Origin of the sequence: Mesorhizobium sp. (assembly GCF_004962245.1) — a bacterium.
Taxonomy (GTDB): domain Bacteria; phylum Pseudomonadota; class Alphaproteobacteria; order Rhizobiales; family Rhizobiaceae; genus Mesorhizobium.
This window is the reverse complement of sequence record NZ_SUHQ01000036.1, coordinates 1-18,622: the sequence shown is the minus strand read 5'-3', so window position 1 is coordinate 18,622 and position 18,622 is coordinate 1. Positions and strand designations below refer to the sequence as shown.

15 protein-coding genes and 2 pseudogenes are annotated in these 18,622 nt (G+C 62.1%); 6 read left to right on the top strand and 11 right to left on the bottom strand.

The annotated features are described in order from the left end of the window. Positions 1-133: 133 nt before the first annotated feature. From E5X88_RS28845 to E5X88_RS28805, 9 genes are all read right to left on the bottom strand, one after another. Positions 134-1,117: a beta-ketoacyl-ACP synthase III gene (locus tag E5X88_RS28845; protein WP_091595821.1), complete on the bottom strand. Its 984-nt coding sequence runs from the start codon at positions 1,115-1,117 to the stop codon at positions 134-136. After that, entirely contained in the window at positions 1,114-2,379 is a 1,266-nt protein-coding gene (locus E5X88_RS28840) for an adenosylmethionine--8-amino-7-oxononanoate transaminase (protein WP_091595819.1), read from the bottom strand. Before E5X88_RS28840 ends, E5X88_RS28845 begins: the two co-directional genes overlap by 4 nt. Continuing rightward, positions 2,379-3,014 (bottom strand): dethiobiotin synthase, encoded by a 636-nt coding sequence (bioD, locus tag E5X88_RS28835; protein ID WP_029354884.1) that lies wholly within the window; start codon positions 3,012-3,014, stop codon positions 2,379-2,381. The genes E5X88_RS28840 and bioD overlap by 1 nt, the downstream gene beginning before the upstream one ends. Then, positions 3,011-4,150, bottom strand: coding sequence for an 8-amino-7-oxononanoate synthase (locus E5X88_RS28830; protein WP_091595817.1), 1,140 nt, complete (start codon positions 4,148-4,150; stop codon positions 3,011-3,013). The genes bioD and E5X88_RS28830 overlap by 4 nt, the downstream gene beginning before the upstream one ends. Next, on the bottom strand, positions 4,147-5,115 hold the full coding sequence (bioB, locus tag E5X88_RS28825) for a biotin synthase BioB (RefSeq protein WP_236370746.1): 969 nt from the start codon (positions 5,113-5,115) through the stop codon (positions 4,147-4,149). The genes E5X88_RS28830 and bioB overlap by 4 nt, the downstream gene beginning before the upstream one ends. A 207-nt stretch (positions 5,116-5,322) precedes the next feature. Further along, positions 5,323-6,201 carry a carboxylating nicotinate-nucleotide diphosphorylase gene (gene nadC / locus E5X88_RS28820; protein ID WP_091595900.1) on the bottom strand — a complete coding sequence of 293 codons (879 nt, stop codon included), beginning with the start codon at positions 6,199-6,201 and terminating at the stop codon, positions 5,323-5,325. Positions 6,202-6,205: 4 nt separating this feature from the next. Further along, positions 6,206-7,747, bottom strand: coding sequence for an L-aspartate oxidase (locus E5X88_RS28815; RefSeq protein WP_029354892.1), 1,542 nt, complete (start codon positions 7,745-7,747; stop codon positions 6,206-6,208). Beyond that, a complete protein-coding gene (gene nadA / locus E5X88_RS28810; protein ID WP_029354894.1) occupies positions 7,744-8,718 on the bottom strand; it encodes a quinolinate synthase NadA in 975 nt (324 codons plus the stop codon). Before nadA ends, E5X88_RS28815 begins: the two co-directional genes overlap by 4 nt. Positions 8,719-8,780: 62 nt before the next feature. Then, positions 8,781-9,743 (bottom strand): hypothetical protein, encoded by a 963-nt coding sequence (locus E5X88_RS28805; RefSeq protein ID WP_091595813.1) that lies wholly within the window; start codon positions 9,741-9,743, stop codon positions 8,781-8,783. A gap of 172 nt (positions 9,744-9,915) precedes the next feature. Here E5X88_RS28805 and panB point away from each other — a divergent pair. From panB to E5X88_RS28785, 4 genes and pseudogenes are all read left to right on the top strand, one after another. Continuing rightward, a pseudogene (gene panB / locus E5X88_RS28800) lies at positions 9,916-10,751 on the top strand (3-methyl-2-oxobutanoate hydroxymethyltransferase). Continuing rightward, on the top strand, positions 10,748-11,656 hold the full coding sequence (panC, locus tag E5X88_RS28795; protein WP_091595811.1) for a pantoate--beta-alanine ligase: 909 nt from the start codon (positions 10,748-10,750) through the stop codon (positions 11,654-11,656). The pseudogene panB and the gene panC overlap by 4 nt, the downstream one beginning before the upstream one ends. Before the next feature lie 99 nt (positions 11,657-11,755). Then, entirely contained in the window at positions 11,756-12,475 is a 720-nt protein-coding gene (locus E5X88_RS28790) for a LuxR family transcriptional regulator (protein ID WP_029354898.1), read from the top strand. 92 nt (positions 12,476-12,567) lie between these two features. Next, positions 12,568-13,200 (top strand): acyl-homoserine-lactone synthase, encoded by a 633-nt coding sequence (locus tag E5X88_RS28785; protein ID WP_029354900.1) that lies wholly within the window; start codon positions 12,568-12,570, stop codon positions 13,198-13,200. Positions 13,201-13,564: 364 nt separating this feature from the next. Here E5X88_RS28785 and E5X88_RS28780 read toward each other — a convergent pair whose 3' ends face one another. Next, positions 13,565-13,813 (bottom strand): DUF6074 family protein, encoded by a 249-nt coding sequence (locus E5X88_RS28780; protein ID WP_029354901.1) that lies wholly within the window; start codon positions 13,811-13,813, stop codon positions 13,565-13,567. Positions 13,814-14,455: 642 nt separating this feature from the next. On the opposite strand from E5X88_RS28780, the gene E5X88_RS28775 reads away from it, so the two are divergent. Further along, the gene (locus E5X88_RS28775) at positions 14,456-15,052 is read left to right on the top strand and encodes a Crp/Fnr family transcriptional regulator (protein WP_348632930.1); all 597 of its coding nucleotides are present in this window, start codon (positions 14,456-14,458) and stop codon (positions 15,050-15,052) included. Positions 15,053-15,540: 488 nt separating this feature from the next. On the opposite strand, the gene E5X88_RS28770 is transcribed toward E5X88_RS28775, so the two are convergent. Next, a complete protein-coding gene (locus tag E5X88_RS28770) occupies positions 15,541-15,930 on the bottom strand; it encodes a hypothetical protein (RefSeq protein ID WP_029354905.1) in 390 nt (129 codons plus the stop codon). Positions 15,931-16,640: 710 nt separating this feature from the next. Here E5X88_RS28770 and E5X88_RS28765 point away from each other — a divergent pair. Then, positions 16,641-17,612: pseudogene (locus E5X88_RS28765) on the top strand (cation:dicarboxylase symporter family transporter); the annotation flags it as partial. Between the last annotated feature and the right edge of the window lie 1,010 nt (positions 17,613-18,622).

Sequence of the window (18,622 nt, the reverse complement as noted above, 5' to 3'; positions counted from 1 at the left end):
AGTGGGTCGATACTTAGACATCGCGGAGCACCGCACGGAACCCAGCTCTATGGAGCTTGCCGGCGACTATTTGCGTATTGAGCCATTCTCATAGTCTCATTCATGAGCAGTCCTATGCGCAAGCGTTGCTTTGCTAAATTCCCACGACAAGCGCGCCGCCGCTGAGACCCGCACCCGCTGCCGCCAAGAGGACTTTCTCGCCAGGCCGAAACGGCTGCGCCCGATGGGCGAGCGACAACGAGAGCGGGATCGTCGCGGCGGAAGAGTTGCCATATTCGGCGATCGTCTTGACCATCGAGTGATCTGTGATGCCGAGGTTCCTGCCGACCGCGTCGAAAATGCGAGCATTGGCCTGATGCGGCACGAAACGATCGAGGTCTTGCGGCCTCAGTCGGGCAGCAGTGAGCGCATCTCTCGAGCAGGCGGTCATCATCTCCACGGCCTTGGCGAACACTTCGCGGCCATCGGTGATCGTCATCCGGGTCTGCTCGAGGTCGAGGCCGCCATGGAACGGATTGTTGCTTCCACCGGCAGGAATCTGGATCAGCCCGTAACGCGAGCCGTCCGAATCCACCGAAGCGCCGAGAATGCCTCGATCCGGGTCATCGCACGGACCGATCACCACCGCGCCGGCGGCATCGGCAAACAGCACGGCGCTGGCGCGCTCGGCCGGATTGATGCGGCGGCTGAGGATGTTGGCGGCAATGACAAGGCTCGCTTTGCCATGCAGGCGAGTGAACCCGTCGGCGAACATCAGCGCATAGATGAAGCCGGCGCAAGCGCCGGTCAGGTCGATCGCGCCGGCGCGACCTAGTCCCAGCCGATGTGCGACCAGGGGCGCGCTTGGCGGCAGAAGATGATCGGGTGTGGAGGTAGCGAGCAACAGCAGGCCGATGTCGCCGCGGTCGATACCGGCATTGGTCAGCGCCATGTCGCCGGCGTGCGCGGCAAGGGCCGACAGCGTGTCTTCGTCCGCTGCCCAGAAGCGCGACCGTATCCCGGTGCGCCGCTCGATCCAGCCGGGTTCAAGCCCGAGACGATCTTCGATTTCCGGATTCTCCACCTTGCGCGCGGGCGCATGATGGCCAAGCCCGAGAATGCGCGATGATCGGCTCATGGCTTTGAGCCGAAGCGTTCGCCGGCCTCCTCGATGGCGTCATAGAGCCCATCCAACTCGTTGCCGGTAATGCAATAGGGCGGCAGAAGGTACAGGACATTGCCGAGCGGGCGCACGAGCAGGCCGCGCTCAAGAAAAAAAGCGCGCAGTTTTGGCCCGATCTCGGCCAGATAACCGGCTGAGCCGGTGCGTAGGTCGAGTGCCGCGATGGTGCCGGTTGTCCGGCAATCGGTGAAGCGAGGGTTGTCGCGAAAGCGTCGAAGCCCGGCGGCCTGTCGCTCGCTCAAGGCCGCGATCCGATCGGCCACCGGCTCGTCGTGCCAGATCTCGACATTGGCAAGTGCCGCCGCGCATGCAATCGGATTGGCGGTGTAGGAGCTCGAATGGAAAAACGTCTTCTTGCGATCCTCGGAATAGTGAGCCTGGAAGATGGCATCGGTGGCGATCGTGGCGGCCAGCGGGATGGTACCACCGGTCAGACCTTTCGAGGTGCACAGGATGTCCGGCGAGACGGACGCCTGTTCGCAGGCGAACATGGTTCCGGTGCGCCCCCAGCCGGTCATCACTTCATCGGCGATCAGCAGCGTGCCGGCGGCCTCAGTGATCCTCTTCAATTCGGTCAGAACCCAGGCCGGATACATGAGCATGCCGCCGGCGCCGAGCACGAGCGGCTCGACGATCAGCGCGGCGGCGCGCCGGTCGCGGGAGAGTGCCTCGAACCGATCCAGCGTTTCCTGCTCGCGCCCGGCGGCCGGGAAGGGGATGGTGTCGACCTCGAACAGCAAGGGCTCGTAGGCGGCGTTGAACACGCCACGGGCGCCGACGCTCATCGCCCCGATCGTGTCACCATGATAGCTGTGCTCCATGACGACGATGCGCGAACGCGGCGCGCCGATGTTGCGGAAATAGCCGAGCGCCATCTTCAGCGCGACTTCGATTGAGGTCGAGCCACTGTCGGAATAGAACACCCGGTCAAGGCCGGCGGGTGCGAGGCCGACAAGCGCCTCGGCCAGGCGCTCGGCCGGCTCGTGGGTAAAGCCCGCGAAGATGATCTGGTCGAGGTTCGACGCGGTCGTCTCGATGGCCTTCATGATGCGGGGGTGGCGGTGGCCATGAGTGACGACCCACCAGGAAGAAATCGCATCCAGGATGCGGGAGCCGTCGGCCTTGTGGAGATAGGCGCCTTCAGTCAGCACGATTTCAGGGATCGAGGGCTCTAGCGCGTGCTGCGTGAACGGATGCCAGACTCGAGACTGCGCCATCAGTCGCCTCCGGCAATCATGGCCAGGTCGAAGCCGGAAATCATTGCATCTCTCAACGTTTCACCCGTCAGCGGACCGAGGTGCGGCAGCCTGCCGAGCTGCGGCACGCCGCCGAATTCCACGATTGTCCTTTGCGTATCGGCCACCTCTTCGCCCATGAAGGCAATGCCGATGAGCGGGATGGAGCGGGCTCTCAGGGCCTCGATCGACAACAGCGTATGATTGATGGTGCCGAGCGCGGTGCGGGCGCACAGTATGACCGGCAGCCGCCATTGTTCGAATATGTCAATGAACCTTGTCTGTCGATTGAGCGGCACCATCAGCCCGCCGGCGCCTTCGATGACGAGCGGTGTCGGCAGGACCGGAAATGAAAGATCGTCGGCCTCGATCGCGACGCCGTCGATTTCGGCTGATCGATGCGGCGACAGCGGCATCGTCAGTCGATAGACTTCGGGCAGCACGCGTCCGTCGGGCAAGCCGGAAAGCCGGGCGACGACCTCGCTGTCAGTCTCCTCGTCGAGGCCCGATTGCACCGGCTTCCAGTAGAAGCCGTCGAGCAGCCCGGCAAGTCCGGCCGAAAATACTGTCTTGCCAATTCCGGTGTCTGTTCCGGTGACGACGATGCGTTTGGTCATGCTGTGGCCAACACCTCAACGAGAGCCTCGACCATGGCGGAAATGTCGGTCTCGTCGACGTTGAGCGTCAGCGAAATGCGCAGGCGCGATGTGCCCTCGGGCACCGTCGGCGGACGTATGCCGCGTATGTCGAAGCCGCGTGCCTGCAGGGCCGCCGCCACCGCCATGGTGCGCCCAACGTCGCCGATGACAAATGGCTGGATCTGCGAGCCGCTGGGTACGACGCCGCAGCGCTCGGCCAATTGGCGGCCGGCGCAGGCAACGCGTTCCTGCAGCTGAGCGCGGCGCATGGGCTCGTCGGACAGAATAGTCAGCGCTTCGCGCGCCGCGACCGCCATCAGCGGCGAGGGCGCGGTGGCGTAGATGAACGGCCGGCACCGGTTGACGAGATAATCGCACAGTGTCCTCGGCCCGGTGACGAGTGCACCGGATGCGCCGAGCGCCTTGCCGCATGAGTGGAGCGTGACGATGTTGTCGCGGCCTTGGCACGCGGCGGCCAGTCCCCGGCCGTCCGGTCCCCAGATGCCGGTGGCATGCGCTTCATCGACGACGATGAATGCCTGGTGCCGATCGGCCATCGCGACCAGGCTCTCCATCGGCGCGCGGTCGCCATCCATGCTGTAAAGGCTTTCGACGGCGATCCACACGCGCCCCGTGCCGCCTTCGGCGCGCCAGCGGGTGATTGCGTCCTCGACAGCGTCGACGTCGTTGTGCGCGGCCAGCTTGAACTCGGCGCGCCCGGCCTGCGCGCCCTCATGCATGCTGGCATGGGCGAGTTCGTCGAGGACCAGCAGGTCGCCTTTCTGCGGCAGCGCGGTCAACAGGGCGAAGTTGGCGATGTAGCCGCTGCCAAAGAACAGCGCACGGTCGGCGCCGAAGAATGCCGCGGCGTCCGCCTCCAGTTGCTCATGTTCCGGTGCGTTGCCGCGCAACAGCCGCGACCCGGTGGCGCCAACCGGCGTGCCCCGCGCAATCGCCGCCGCAACCGCTTCGCCAAGTCTTTTGGAGGCGGCAAGTCCGAGATAGTCGTTCGACGAGAAGTCGAGACCGGCGCGCGGTGCGAGCGTCCGCAACCGGTCCTTGCGCGCCAGTCCGCGCAAGGATGCGTCATAGCGGGCAAGAATTGCCTCGTTCATTGCGTGGCGAGTTCCATCGGCTCGATGCCGAGACGCTGGAACAGAAGGCTATCCTTGTCCTCGCCGGGATTGTCCGCCGTCAGCAGCGTGTCGCCGACAAAGATCGAGTTAGCGCCGGCAAAGAAGCACAACGCCTGCGTTTCGTCGCTCATCGCCGTCCTGCCGGCGGACAGCCTTACACAGGATTTCGGCATCATCACCCGCGCGAGCGCAACGATGCGGACGAAATCGATCGGATCGATGGCGTCGGCCGCGGCAAGCGGCGTGCCTTCGATGGGAATAAGCATGTTGATCGGCACGCTTTCCGGCGGCTCGGGCAGGTTCGCGAGCGTGACCAGCATGTCGATGCGATCGGTCTTTTCTTCTCCCATCCCGACGATGCCGCCGCAGCAGACTTTCATCCCAACCGCGCGCACGTGCCCAAGCGTTTCCAGCCGGTCGGCAAAAGTCCTGGTTGAAATAACCTCGCCATAGTAGCGCTCAGAGGTATCGATGTTGTGGTTATAGTAGTCGAGACCGGCCTGCTTCAGGCGAGCAGCTTGCTCAAGATCGAGCATGCCGAGCGTCATGCAGGTCTCCATGCCGAGCGCCTTGACGCCCTCGATCATGGCGACCACAACGTCCATGTCGCGCTCCTTGGGACTTCGCCACGCTGCGCCCATGCAATAGCGCGTTGCGCCGCCATCACGCGCCTTGGCCGCTTCGTCGATGACATGCTTGACGTTCATCAGCTTCGACGCCTTCACCCCGGTTTCGTAATGCGCAGACTGGCTGCAATAGCCGCAATCTTCGGGGCAGCCGCCGGTCTTGATGCTAAGGAGCCGCGACAGCTGCACTCGGTTTCGATCGAAGTTCTGGCGGTGGATCGTCTGAGCTAGGAACAGCAGATCGTTGAATGGCATGCCGTAGATGGCCTCAGCCTCTTTGCGGTTCCATCGCGGAGGCGTTCCATCGACCGATTGCATGGTCTGGTTCACGTCGAACTCCGAGTTCATTCCAACCGTCATCGTCAAACCTTTGTTGCTAGTCCGGTACGCCTTCAGGAGTCTGTCGACCGGCAAGCTCGGTCCGACTTGGCTTTGGAGCGCACTCGCTAAAAGGCGAGCTGCGGCACGTCTTTCCACCGCCTTCCTACGCCTGCCGAGCTGATGTTGCTCCTCATGCCGTAATCCTCAGTTCAAATGCTTGCAGATGTTCTGGTGGTCCGGCATGTCCAGGCCGATGTCGAGGATCGGGGCGCTGTGCGTCAGCCATCCCATGGAGATGAGATCGACACCGGTCGCCGCAATCGCCGCCGCCGTTTTCGGCGTCACCCGACCGGAAGCCTCGGTGATCGTACGGCCACCCACTATAGAAACCGCGCGGGCAAGATCCTCGACCGACATATTGTCGAGCAGCACCGCGTCAACACCAATCGCGAGCGCTGCATCGAGCTGCTTCAGCGTGTCGACCTCAACCTCGACCTTCACCATATGCCCTGCGGCGGCGCGCGCCCGCTCTATTGCTGTGCGGATATCGCCGGCGATCGCGATGTGATTGTCCTTTATGAGCACGCCGTCATCGAGGCCGAAGCGGTGATTGGCACCGCCGCCGACGCGCACGGCGTATTTTTCCAATACCCGCAGGCCGGGCGTCGTCTTTCGCGTCGATACGATCCTCGCCTTGTGACCGCGCACGGCCTCAACCATCGCCGCTGTGGCAGTGGCAATGCCGCTCAGCCGGCATAAGAAATTGAGGGCAGTGCGTTCGGCCGTGAGCAGGCCTCGCGCGGGTCCGGACAATCTTGCAATGGTTTCCCCGGCCCCGACATCGCTGCCATCAGGGCGCCAGATCTGGATGTTGATCGCCGGTTCCACGAGCAGGAAGGCGTACGAGACCAGATCGAGCCCGGCAACGACGCCCGCCTGCCTCGATCTGAGCACCAACGTGGCAGTGCAATCATGCGGGATAACCGCATCGCTGGTCAGGTCGCCGCATCTGCCCAGGTCTTCGAGGAGCGCACCGCGCACAATCGGTTCGATCAGGGTCGCGGGGAGGGGGGAGAATGAAATCACATCAGGTGCTCCGTATGGTAGCCCGGCAATCGAGTGCGGCCGCGGCCCGCATTGCGCTGTGCAGTGTCAGCCGTGATGGGCGCGCGTCGGCATCGTGGAGCGGGAAATCGGACCGACAGTGCGCGCCTCGACTCTCTTCCCGCCCCAGGGCCGCCACGGCGATCATCAGTGAGACCAAAGCCGGACCAGAGGCAGCGACATTGTCAGCTGCGATCGGCAGCAGGGTCGCCACCGCTTCGCGCATTGCCTCGCCGTCGCGGATGATACCCAGGGCGGCGGAGACAATTGGGCGGACCGCGGAAGCGTCTGGTCGTGGAGGGACGAATGTGGAGCATCTGCGCGGTCGCCGGGTATACGACGTGCCGGCAACGCTTTCGGCAACCCAGCTCGCGGTGACCGCCGCTTCGGTGAGCGAGTTGCTGGCCAGGCGGTTGGCGCCGTGCAGGCCGGTACAGGCGACCTCACCGCAGGCCCACAATCCCTCGATGGAGCTGCGGCCGGCGCTGTCTACGGCGACGCCGCCCATGTGATAATGTGCCGCCGGGCGCACCGGGATCGGGTCGGTCGCGGGGTCGACCCCTGCGCTCCGGCACAATTCGGCGATGCCTGGAAAACGCTTGCCAAATCTCGGGCCGAGACTTTGCCGTGCATCCAGGAATACGCGGCGTCCAACGGCAAGCTGGTGCCAAATGGCGCGCGCTACGACGTCGCGAGGCGCAAGTTCACCGCCAGGTGTGTCAGCGAGGAAGCGCTCTCCTCGCTCATCGATGAGCACCGCGCCTTCGCCACGCACGGCTTCGCTCACCAGCGGCATCGGCCGGCGCGGACCGTCGAGCGCAGTTGGATGGAACTGTATGAATTCCAAGTCGGCGAGTTCCGCCCCCGCCCATGCGGCGAGCGCCAGCCCGTGACCCCATGAGCCAGCGGGGTTTGTCGTGTCGCAAAACAGCCCGCCGACGCCGCCGGTCGCCAGCACCGCGCGACGCGTGGGCAGAGCGAGCGCGCCGGCTCGTCCTGCGGCGACCACGGCGATGACCGACCCGTCCTGCACGACCAGCCGGCGGACCTCCACATTTTCGATAGTGGTGATCGAGGCTGTACGCCGAACCGCGGCGATGAGCACGCGCACCAACTCGCGACCGGTGGCGTCGCCGGCTGCATGCACAATCCGCCGTCGCGAGTGTGCCGCCTCGAGCCCAAGTCGCAACGCGCGGTCAGGGTGCTGGTCGAAGGCGACGCCGAACCTTTGGATCGTCCTAATCGCTTCGGGTGCAGCTCGGACCACTCGCCGCACCGTGGCCTCGTCGCAGAGTCCGTCGCCGGCAGCTATCGTGTCGCAAAGGTGAAAATCCGGGCCGTCGTCGCCGCCGAGACTTGCCGCAAGACCGCCCTGGGCAAGCTCACTGCAGGCTCCGGTTCCAAGCGGCGCGTTGGTCAAAAGCACGACCGGTTCCGGCGCCAGATGAAGCGCCGTCATCAGGCCGGCAATGCCGCCACCGATGACGACCGGCGCCCCGGCGATGTCGCGAACCTCCAGGCTCATAGGGAAAGCATGCGCTCGACCGCGCGGCGGGCGGGGCCGGCAATTTCGGGATCAATCCGGACCTCATGCCGGTTCTGCTCGAGCGCGGCGCGAATGTTGGCCAGGTTGATGCGCTTCATGTGCGGGCACAGGTTGCATGGGCGAACGAACTCGACGTCGGGATGCGCGACCGCGACGTTGTCGCTCATCGAACATTCGGTCAGAAGGACGACACGCGTCGGTTTCTCCCGCTCGACATAATCCGACATCGCTGCGGTCGAGCCGGAGAACTCCGCCTCCGCGACAACGTCTGGTGGGCATTCTGGATGGGCCAGCACGATGACGCCTGGATGGGCATCGCGCAGTTCCCGAATGTCTGCTGCGGTGAAGCGCTCATGCACCTCGCAATGGCCTTTCCAGGCGATGATCTCGACGTCTGTATCGGCTGCCACGTTCCTCGCCAGATATTCGTCCGGCAGCATCAGCACACGCGCCACGCCAAGCGATTCCACCACCGCCTTCGCGTTGCCGGACGTGCAGCAGATGTCGGACTCCGCTTTTACGGCGGCCGAAGTGTTGACGTAAGTAACAACGGGGACCCCCGGATACCGCAGCCGCATTAGCCGCACGTCGTCTGCCGTGATCGATTCGGCCAGCGAGCAGCCGGCGCTGAGATCCGGGATGAGCACGGTCTTGTTCGGATTGAGCAGTTTTGCCGTCTCGGCCATGAAATGAACGCCGGCAACCACGATGATGTCGGCGTCGACCGTCACCGCCTTGTGGGCCAACGCCAGGCTGTCGCCGACGATGTCTGCCACGCAATGAAAAATTTCGGGCGTCTGGTAATTGTGCGCCAGCACCACCGCATTGCGCTCACGCTTCAGCGCTAAGATGGCTTCAATATCGCCGGCGAACGCGAGCCATTCAACGGGAGGGATCACCCGCCGGACACGCTCATACAGGGACGCAGCCATAGGTAACGCCCCAGCCATTGGCGCCTCGATTATATTCGGTTTGACAATAAGGGAATATGTCTACCTTGACTATAAGTATGTCAAGCCCGCGCCAGCGGTAATTTTGTCCCGGCGATAGCCCTGTCGTCGAGAACGGCATGGCGGAAGCGATAAAGCTTCGCCGGTCGGCCGCCCGTGTCGAGGGAGGTCTCCCCAGTCTCCTCAACAAGATCCTGCTGCTCGACCAGTCTCCGGAAGTTGGGCTTGTTGATGAGCCTGCCAGCCAGAGCTTCCACGGTTCGCTGCAGTTGCAGCAGCGTGAAGGAAGGCCGCATAAGCTCGAACACGACCGGCCGGTATTTGATCTTCGAACGCAGCCGCGCAATCCCGGTTGCCAGAATACGACGGTGGTCAGCGACCATTGGTTTGCCAGCCGCGGCCGCAATCGCGTCCCTGCCGCCACCGGCCTCTTCAATCAGAGCAGCTTCATAGAGCAACTCGTAGCGTTGGAGCGTGAGTTCCTCGTTCCAATGGCGGTCGTCGAAGCCGAAGGCTATCGCAGCGCGCTGCCGGCGCTCGCGTTGAGTGGTCGGCTCGCTGGCGCCGCCGGCCCACTCAATCAGGCGGGGCCGCAATCTATCGAGCAGCACAGGCGGCGTGCCGAAGCGGTGGTCCTCCCAGGGAAAATATTCGTACCAACTTTGCCAGCCGCACGCGGCCGAGTTCGTTGCCTGTTCCTTCCTGGTCAATGCGAGATAGCTGATTGAGATGACGCGCTGGTGGCGCTCAGTGCCGATGCGATCGCGATCGGCGAAGGTGTAGAGTTGCTCGATGTATCCCAGTGCATGGCCGGTCTGCTGCTCCACCCACCCCCTCAAACCCGACTGCAGCGATCGATGCTCAAGCGCAAAAGGTCCAGAAGGGAGGGTGTCCGCATGACCGACGGTGAGGACACAGGGCTCACTGTCGTTTACGGCGACCACGACGGCAGTCAGGTCCACTTTGGCTTCGTCAGCTTTGACGGCGGCTTTGCCTTTCTTGGTTCTTCTTGTCTGAGGATCCATGTTTGCGAAAGTGGGTTGGCCCAACGGAGCGCCTTAATCGATTGAATGTAACCTTGGCAGCCAGCACGTCAACACCGTACTACTCAAGCACTGTTTTTAGCTCTTCGCAGTCGCACAAAAATATGCCAAACGCGACACCCGCTGTTGGTAACGTAAGGGAAGGGGGCGTCGGTTGAGCGCGGCTGGTGAGATAAAAGGGATTAACCCTCCAGATATTCGATTGCGAAAAGGCCAAACGCCACTTGTATGCTTGACGGCCTACACCACGCCGGTCGCGAGGCTACTCGATCGCCACTGCGACATCGTTCTTGTCGGCGACAGCGTCGGCATGGTGGGCACGGCCTGTCGTCGACGCTGGGCGTCACGCTCGACATGATGATCATGCACGGACAGGCCGTTCGCCGCGGCCTTGAACACGCGCTGATGGTCGTCGACCTGCCCTTCGGTTCCTACGAGGAAAGCCCAGAGCACGCTTTCGGCAACGCTGCGCGCGTGATGGGTGAGACCGGTTGTTCAGCGGTGAAGCTCGAGGGCGGCGAGACCATCGCGGAAACCATCCGCTTCCTTACCGCGCGCGGCGTACCTGTCATGGCCCATGTGGGGCTGACGCCGCAGGCGGTAAACACGTTCGGAGGCTATCGTGTGCAGGGCCGGGGAGCCGATGCAGAGCGGATCAGGCGCGACGCCAGGGCGGTAACCGAGGCGGGCGCCTTCTCCTTGGTGCTCGAAAAGATACCGGAGCAGCTTGCACGGCAGATAACCGCCGATATCGACATACCCACCATCGGCATCGGTGCCTCGCCAGCTTGCGACGGCCAGATTCTGGTGAGCGACGATATGCTCGGGCTCTTCACCTCATTTCGGCCGAAGTTCGTCAAACGCTATGCCGAGCTCGGTGAGCAGGCTGAGGCGGCAATCGCCGCTTACGCCACCGATGTGCGGAACCGGCACTTTCCGGCGGTCGAACATCTCTATGTCAACGCCTTGAAGGCCGGAGACTTCACATGAGCGTGCCGATCGCTCGAACTGTGAGCGAGCTGCGCGCCGTCGTTGCGCAATGGCGTCGCTCGGGTGCCACGATCGGTATTGTGCCGACCATGGGAGCCTTGCACGACGGGCATCTGAGCCTTGTGCGGAAGGCGCTTGAAAGGGCCGAGCGGGTGATCGTGACGCTGTTCGTAAACCCCAAGCAGTTCAACAGCCCCGCCGACCTGATTGCCTATCCTCGGACGGAAAGCGAAGATGCTGCCAAGCTCGCGCCGCTGGGCACGCATCTGCTCTATGTGCCGGACGCAGAGGAAATGTACCCGGCGGGCTTCGCCACGGTCGTTTCAGTGTCCGGCATCAGCGAATGCCTGTGCGGCGCATTCCGGCCCGGCCATTTCAATGGCGTGGCGACGGTCGTGGCCAAGCTCTTCCTGCAGGCCGGCGCTGACTTCGCCTTTTTTGGCGAAAAGGATTTTCAGCAACTTCAGCTTGTCAGGCGCTTGGTCCGGGACCTCGACATTCCGATCACTATTGTGCCCTGTCCGACAGTCCGCGAAGCCGATGGTCTTGCGCTATCGTCGCGTAACGTGCGGCTCTCCCCAGCCCAACGCGCCATTGCCCCAAAACTAGCATCGGTCCTGCTCGATACGGCCGAGCGGCTTGCACGCGGCTCTCCCATCCTGCCTACGCTTGATGAAGCGCGTGCAACAATTCTGGCTGCCGGCTATCGCGAGCTCGAATACCTGGAGCTTCGCGGAGAAACAGACCTGCAATCGTTAGCAAGCCTTGACCGACCGGCACGCTTGCTTGCTGCGGCTTGGCTTGGCGACACGCGGCTCATCGATAACGTCGCAATATCACCCATCGGTAGTTGGTCAGGTGCGCGGAGCTCTCTCCAATCGGAAGCAGCACAGCAATTGCGGTGATGACGGCGGCGCGTCGTACGCCCTGCAGGGACAGGCCATCATTTAGAACCACGTCTCCGCCCGGCTTCCAGCAACCTCCGCGAGGTAGGCAAAGCGCAGATGCATCGCGTATTTGAAACCTTGGTCGAGCAACTCTCTGCAAGCGTCGATGCCGTCGATCTCCATGAGGCAATGGCGTCCGCCGCAGCCGGGTTCGACTTTCCGTTCTTCGCTTATTTCACCTACCCATCCGCTTCCGGCGACACGCCGCGATTGATCTCGAATTATCCATCATCATGGACATCACATTACCTGCAACTGCGCTACCACAGCGTGGATCCCGTGATCCTGCGGGGACTGCGAGGCTGGGATACCTTCGACTGGGGTGTGGACCGCGATCACCGTTATTTGCCGACCTCGCAGCAGGAAGTCCTGGAAAAAGCAGCTGAGTTCGGCATTCGCGGCGGACTGACCATGTCGATGCATGATCATCGCGGCCGGTTCGCCGCACTGACCTTCGCCTCCAACGAGGCGCATCCGCCACTTTTGAGGTCGCTGACGCGCTACGAAAAAGCAATGCAGTTGGTTGCGATCAACGTTCATATCCATGCCCGGCGCAGGCTCGCCGAAGATTGCGTGGTAGATGGCATAACGCTCACCCCGCGGGAGTTCGAGTGCCTGAAATGGGCGGCGTGCGGCAAGTCGGCCTGGGATATCAGCCAGATTCTCGGTGTCTCGAAACGCACCGTGACCTTCCATCAGGAAAACGCCAAGGCGAAGCTTGGCGTGCGAACCATCAACCAGGCCATAGTGCGGATGGCTGCTCGGGCGAGATCCTGATCCTCTCCAAGGCTAGCTGTAAAGGTCTACAGGCTGCATTCATGACGGCTTTGCCCTTCGATTGCGTGGACACATCCCGCACGGAGACGACAATGATGCAGCTGATAACACCCGACTGCTACGCCGAGTTCGCGAGCGAACTCAGGGAAATGCACGGGCTTAGGTATCGGGTTTTCAAGAAGCGGCTCGATTGGGAAGTGCAGACCGAAGGCGAAATGGAAACGGACCCGTTTGACAGCCTGAACCCCGTCTACCTACTTCTCAAGGGGTCCGATTGGCGAACTTGCGGCTGCGTCCGCCTTTTGCCGACCACCGGACCGACTATGTTGCGCGATACGTTTCCGGCGCTGCTGGATGAGATGGTGGTCCCTGCGAGTGCCGATATCTGGGAGAGTAGTCGTTTCGCGCTCGATCTCCCTGCGACAGCGCCGAAGGCTGCTGGCGGCCTGGCACAAGCAACCTACGAGCTCTTCGCGGGCATCATCGAATTCGGCTTGGCCAACAATCTCTCCGGGATCGTAACGGTGACAGATACGCGCATCGAAAGGATCCTTCGTCTCGCGACCTGGCCGTTGTCACGTATCGGACAGCCCCAGCAGGTCGGCAACACCGAGGCAGTCGCCGGCTTCCTCGAGATTTCCTACGCCAGTCTCTTGCGCATCCGCTGGAGGGGACGCCTGAACGGGCCGGTGTTGTGGCAACCAGTTCTCGTCCAATCGGCATAGCGCCTGCGGATGGTCAGCCGTGACCTGGGTTAAGTCTGCTCACGGCCGCCACCGCCCGCCGTCAAGCTGAGCGGACCCGGCCCCACGAGCATTCGACTGTTCCGGTCGATCGACTCGCGCGGCCGGACTTCGGATTTCCGTAGGCGCAACCCGCAGTCCAGCGTGAGCACGCCAAAGTGGCGCCCGTCCGCTTGGAAAGAAGCCAATGTGGCTTCTGAGATCGCCTTGGAATATTGGACCGGCCGCCGTGAGCGATCCCAACCTCAAACCTTTGCCGGTATGCCGGTTTGGCCGGACCGTCGGCCAGTCGGAGCAGTCCCCCGATAAGGACCCGAGCTGACGCGCGATCCAACAGCGCCCAAGCCTATGCTATGTGCATTACCGTTCGGTTGGCCATATCGTCCAAGACCGCATGAAGAAGCCTTCCAACCTCCTGCGCAGCGAACTCTGGCGCAATTCCTACATCGGACAATTGAATGAGCATTTTCTTGGCAGCACAGCGCCAGAACGCACTCGCCGCCTCGCCGTTCTTGGTCTCGAGGGCCTGGGCGATACTTTCGACCAATGTGCGTCGCCGATGCAGCGGAAATACGCAAATGTTTGAGTCATGCATCAATCACCTCACAGTTTCAGTTCCACAAAGAAAACACCGGCGTCTTCAAAAGCGCCGCTTAGCGCGGTGACGGTTCGCGGCGACATGACGAGTTCCACTTCCCCTCGACAAGCCATTGGGCGATGAGCCGCCGGACCGCACATCCGGACCGCACATAAGGTGAACCACCATTGCTGATCCGGCTGCGTTTCCTGTGCCGTTCCGCGACGAGGCGTTCCAGCCCGAATTGACGTCCAATGACTTGATTTCTGAAAGGGCAGGGCGGCACGAATCACCCGACTGTTCCGCCGCTTACATTCCTGCGAGCTTGTGTATGAATGATTAAAGCGTGCCCGAGCCGTTCTTGGTGGCCGCAGAAGGGAATCATGTCATCCGCGCCTATCGTAAGGCCGCGCGACTTCTAGCATGGCTGCACTGCCCCGACAGGGCTTTGCAATCGCGCGTTTCGAAGCCTATGCTTGGCATCGGCCGTCAGTTACTTCGGATGCAGCCGACAGTAAGAGGTACGCGCTCTTGCCCGCATGAGAGAGAGCCTTGCCCGAATCCCTTTTTCGCAACCGGGTGCTGAAATCCCTTTCGCCGGAGGACTTCGCGCTGTTGCGACCATCGCTGCATCGCGTCGAACTGGACATCAAGGCTCAGTTGGAGATCGCGCATCAGCCGATCAGGAATGGATATTTTCCCGAGAGGGGCATCGCCTCGGTGGTCGCCACCATGACCGGCGGACGGCAATGTGAAGTCGGCATTATCGGATATGACGGGATGACAGGAATTGCCCTCATTCTCGGACAGGACAGCTCTTCCAACGAGACCTATATCCAGGTCGCAGGCAATGGCTGGCGCCTGCCGGTTGAAATCATTCGTCCTGCGGTTGCGGAAAGCCCGTCGCTGCGCACGTCAGTGCTGGACTATGCCCACGCGTTCCTTGTCCAGTCGTCCCGGACGGCACTGGTCAATGGCCACTCCAAAATCGAGGAACGGCTGGCCCGCTGGTTGCTGATGATCCATGACCGCTCTGACGGAGACAAGATCTACCTGACGCATGAATTTCTGGCGACCATGCTCGGCGCCCGCCGTCCCGGGGTCACCACGGCCCTGCAAATGCTTGAATATCGAGGACTTGTCCGTGCCAAGCGCGGCGAGGTCACGATTATCGACCGCGTCGGATTGATGGAACTCACGCATGGCGCTTACGGCGAGGAGGAGCAACGTTATTTCGGCCTGGCCACCGCTGCCTGATTGTCCGGTATCGGACATAGGCTTGAAGGCTGCCGAACTCCCGTCCTAGATCGTGTCAGTCAGAGTTTCAGGGAGGCGGGTGAAAAAGCCGCCGAAGCCTATGTTCTGTCCAGAGGCAAGGCCCGGTTCCTCTCCACCGCCCAGGCGATCCGCGCCATTCGAACGCTTATGCCGGCGTGCAAAGCGACCGATCGCGAGTTGAGGAATTGGTGGCGGCGACGTCCATCGTTCACGGTGTGCCCGTCGCCTTCGACGCAAAAACAGCCGAGGGAGTAGAACCACGGCTGCATTCCTAGGAGGGCATGCCGCGCCGTCCAGACTGTCAGATCGGGCATTCGTCAGATGGTTGTCCGCTAACTTAACTGGCAGAGTCTACAGGACGTGTCCAGCATTGCGAACTCACCGATCGCTTGGCGGCCAAAGCTGCCGGCAAGCGATCGCCTCATCCAGCCGTCTGCACCATCTCATCACAGACATCATCGGTGATGCTACCTGCCCAGCATATGTCCAGCATTTCGCAGGGCGGCCAGAAGGAGCCTCGCATAGCCTGTGACATCGATCTGGGCCTGCATGGACAGGGGCATGCTGGTCCAGTTCTCCAATGGTGCAATGAAAGGTGAGAAGGTGCCATTGACAAGGCAACAGCAGCTAACAAGGCCCTCTCGGTCCAATGCCACCACACCGATCTTGTCGCCTGGATATCCAATGGCTGCGACTCGCTGGACCTCCAGGTCACCGTCAACCCGCACGTCGAAAAGAAGGCTACCACGGCTCCTCGTGGCTATCTCAGCCGCCTTCTCATCAAAGCTTGAAGAGAGCAAGCGGACGCTTTCCACCGCCATCTGGAAAATCACCAAATCCAGTTCATTCACGGCCATATGGGCAATTGCGCGCAATGGGTGGTGATTGCAATGACACACACTGCTTGTTCACAGATGTCGGTCACGAACGATCATTCGTCGGGTTCCGGTTCCGACCAACGGTGTGGCCACCTGATCGTGCTGCGGTTCGAACATTCCTAACGCGAGCCGAGCGCTGTTGATGAGGATGGAGTCTAGGTCTCGGGCCCTGCCTCGCGGCTTGCTCATCCTTGGCAGACCCCTTGCAACGCCGCCGCGATGGCGCAAACGCCAGATGACGCTGATCCATCGCTTAATCGTGAACTGAGCTTCTGAACACCCTTGGTGGGACAGCAGGGTGGAAGGGCTTGACCAACGCTGCCGCCGTTTTCGAAGAGGGCCCGTCCTCGATTGAATCTTTGGAGCCCCGTGCGGCGCGCAGGAAAATGTTGACCATCTGGACGCAGGTCCCAGACCCCAAGGCAAACAGGGAACCTTCCAGCCAGCCAAGCTGCGCCGAAGCAAAGAGCGACCTTTGGAATTCCCAAGAACGGACCCTTCCATAGTTGACTGGCAACCGCAGCGCGAGTGCGGGAGAGCGAACAAGCACTGCGTGAGAGGTCCTGCGCGTTTTCCCCTCTTTGCTATTTGGCACATCGCTTGCGCCGAAGTGGGCGCAGCGTTCGACCGGAGCACTGCATGGGAGAAGGAGGAGCCCCACCCCGATCCGGTCAAGGAGAGAAACGGTGTTGGTTCCACAAGTCCCCATAGCCAACGCAGCGGCCCGCAAGCGCCATTTTGCCCGGGCCTACGTGCAGATGCTTGCCGCCATAATCCTGGGTGCTGCAATCGGCTATTTCCATTTGGAGACCGGCCAGAGCCTGAAGCCGCTCGGCGATGCCTTCGTCGATGTCGTCAAGATAATCACCGTACCTGTCATCTTCCTGACAATAGCGACCGGCATTGCCGGCATGAGCGATCTGCAGAAGGTCGGCCGAGTTGCCGCCAAGGCGATGGTTTATTTCCTCACCTTCTCGACACTTGCACTCGTTGTCGGACTGATTGTCGCGAATATCGTTCAGCCTGGCGCCGGCCTCAACATCGATCCGGCCTCGCTCGATGTCCAAGCCGTTAAGGGCTATGTGGCCACGGCTCACGAGCAGTCCGTGACCAGCTTCCTGATGAACATCATCCCATCAACCATTGCCAGTGCCTTCGCGGAAGGCGACATCCTGCAAGTCTTGTTCTTCTCGGTCCTGTTCGGCGCGGTCTGCCGCTACAACGGCCGCTCGATCTTCTCTCTCGTCCGATACATCAAGGACGAGCTGCTGCTCGCAACGTCCTCCTCGGAGGCCGCGCTGCCCTCGCTCATGGAGAAGATGGAAAAGGCCGGCGCCACGCATTCGGTCGTGGGTCTCATTCCATTCAATCTGGACGGCACGAATATGATGCTCGCCGCCCTCTTCATCGCCCAGACGACGAAAACTGATCTGCCGATCGGCTGCCGGATCCTCATGCTGTTCGTCGCATTGTTCCCTTCGAACGGAACAACCCGCATTACCGGTGCAGGCCTCGTCACAATGGCTGCAACGCTCTTTCTTGTTCCGGCCGCACCGGTCACCTCCGTGGGTCTTATTCTTGGCGTCGATCAGCTTATGTCCGAATGCCACGCGCTGACGATATTTCTCCGCAGCGTAGCGGCAACGCTGGCTGTCGCCCGGTCTGGGGCGAGCGGGATAAACGACGATTCGGGGAGCGCCTCACTAGCGGACCGTTCAGCGCTCTGGCGGTGGACGGTCAAGTCGCCCGGCGTGGTGAACGCAGTTCCCCGCGCGAACGACGCTCAGCTATTGGGGTGGGCCCGATGGCGCAAAGCCGTATTTGAGAAACCGCCAGATCGCACCCGCACCTGTGCGCCTGTAGCAACTGCGGGGCACGATCAAAAGCGACCCATTTTACACCGAAAAGGCGGGCCGTTGCTGCCACGCCGTCCATGGATTGGAGCCTCATGTCTAAGACAACGGCCACCACTCTCGCGGTTCTCCTTTTTCTCCTCGCCGTGCTGCTTTCCGTGCTGGCGAGCCATAATAGCGCGCACCCGCCGCGGGAAAGGCCGCCCCCGCCCATGCAGTCGTGCCAATGGACAGTCAAAAGTGGAGCGGCGCACTCGTCAACGACCCCGCTTCGCCAAATCGCCGGCAACCCGGAAGGTCCGGGGACCCTTCAGCGCTCTGCCGGGCGGACGGTCAGTCGCCCGGCGTGGTGAATGGCGGTCGCGGTTGCCCGGCCCGCGCGAACGACGCTCAGCTGGGTGGGGTGGGCCCGATGGCGCAAGGCCATCTTTCCAGAAACCGCCAGAGCGCACCGGCATCTATAGCTGTGCGCCCTCGCGACTGCGCCCTGTGGCAAGTGCGGGGCTCGATCAAAAGCATTTTACACCAAAAGGCGGGCCGTTGCTGCCACGCCGTCCATGGATTGGAGACTCATGTCTAAGCCGACTGCCATCACTGTCGCAGCTCTTCTTTTACTCCTCGCCGTGCTGGCGAGCCAATATAGCGCGAACCTGCACCGGCAGGCGTGGTCGATCGACAGGCAAAAGTGGAGCGGCGCATTCGACAACGACCCCCTTCGCCAATCGCCGGCAACCCGCAAGGCGATGCCGTTCTGGTCATATTCAAGATCGTGCCCCATGGCGTGGTGTAGGTAACGGCATTGGTCGCCGTGCTCTCCG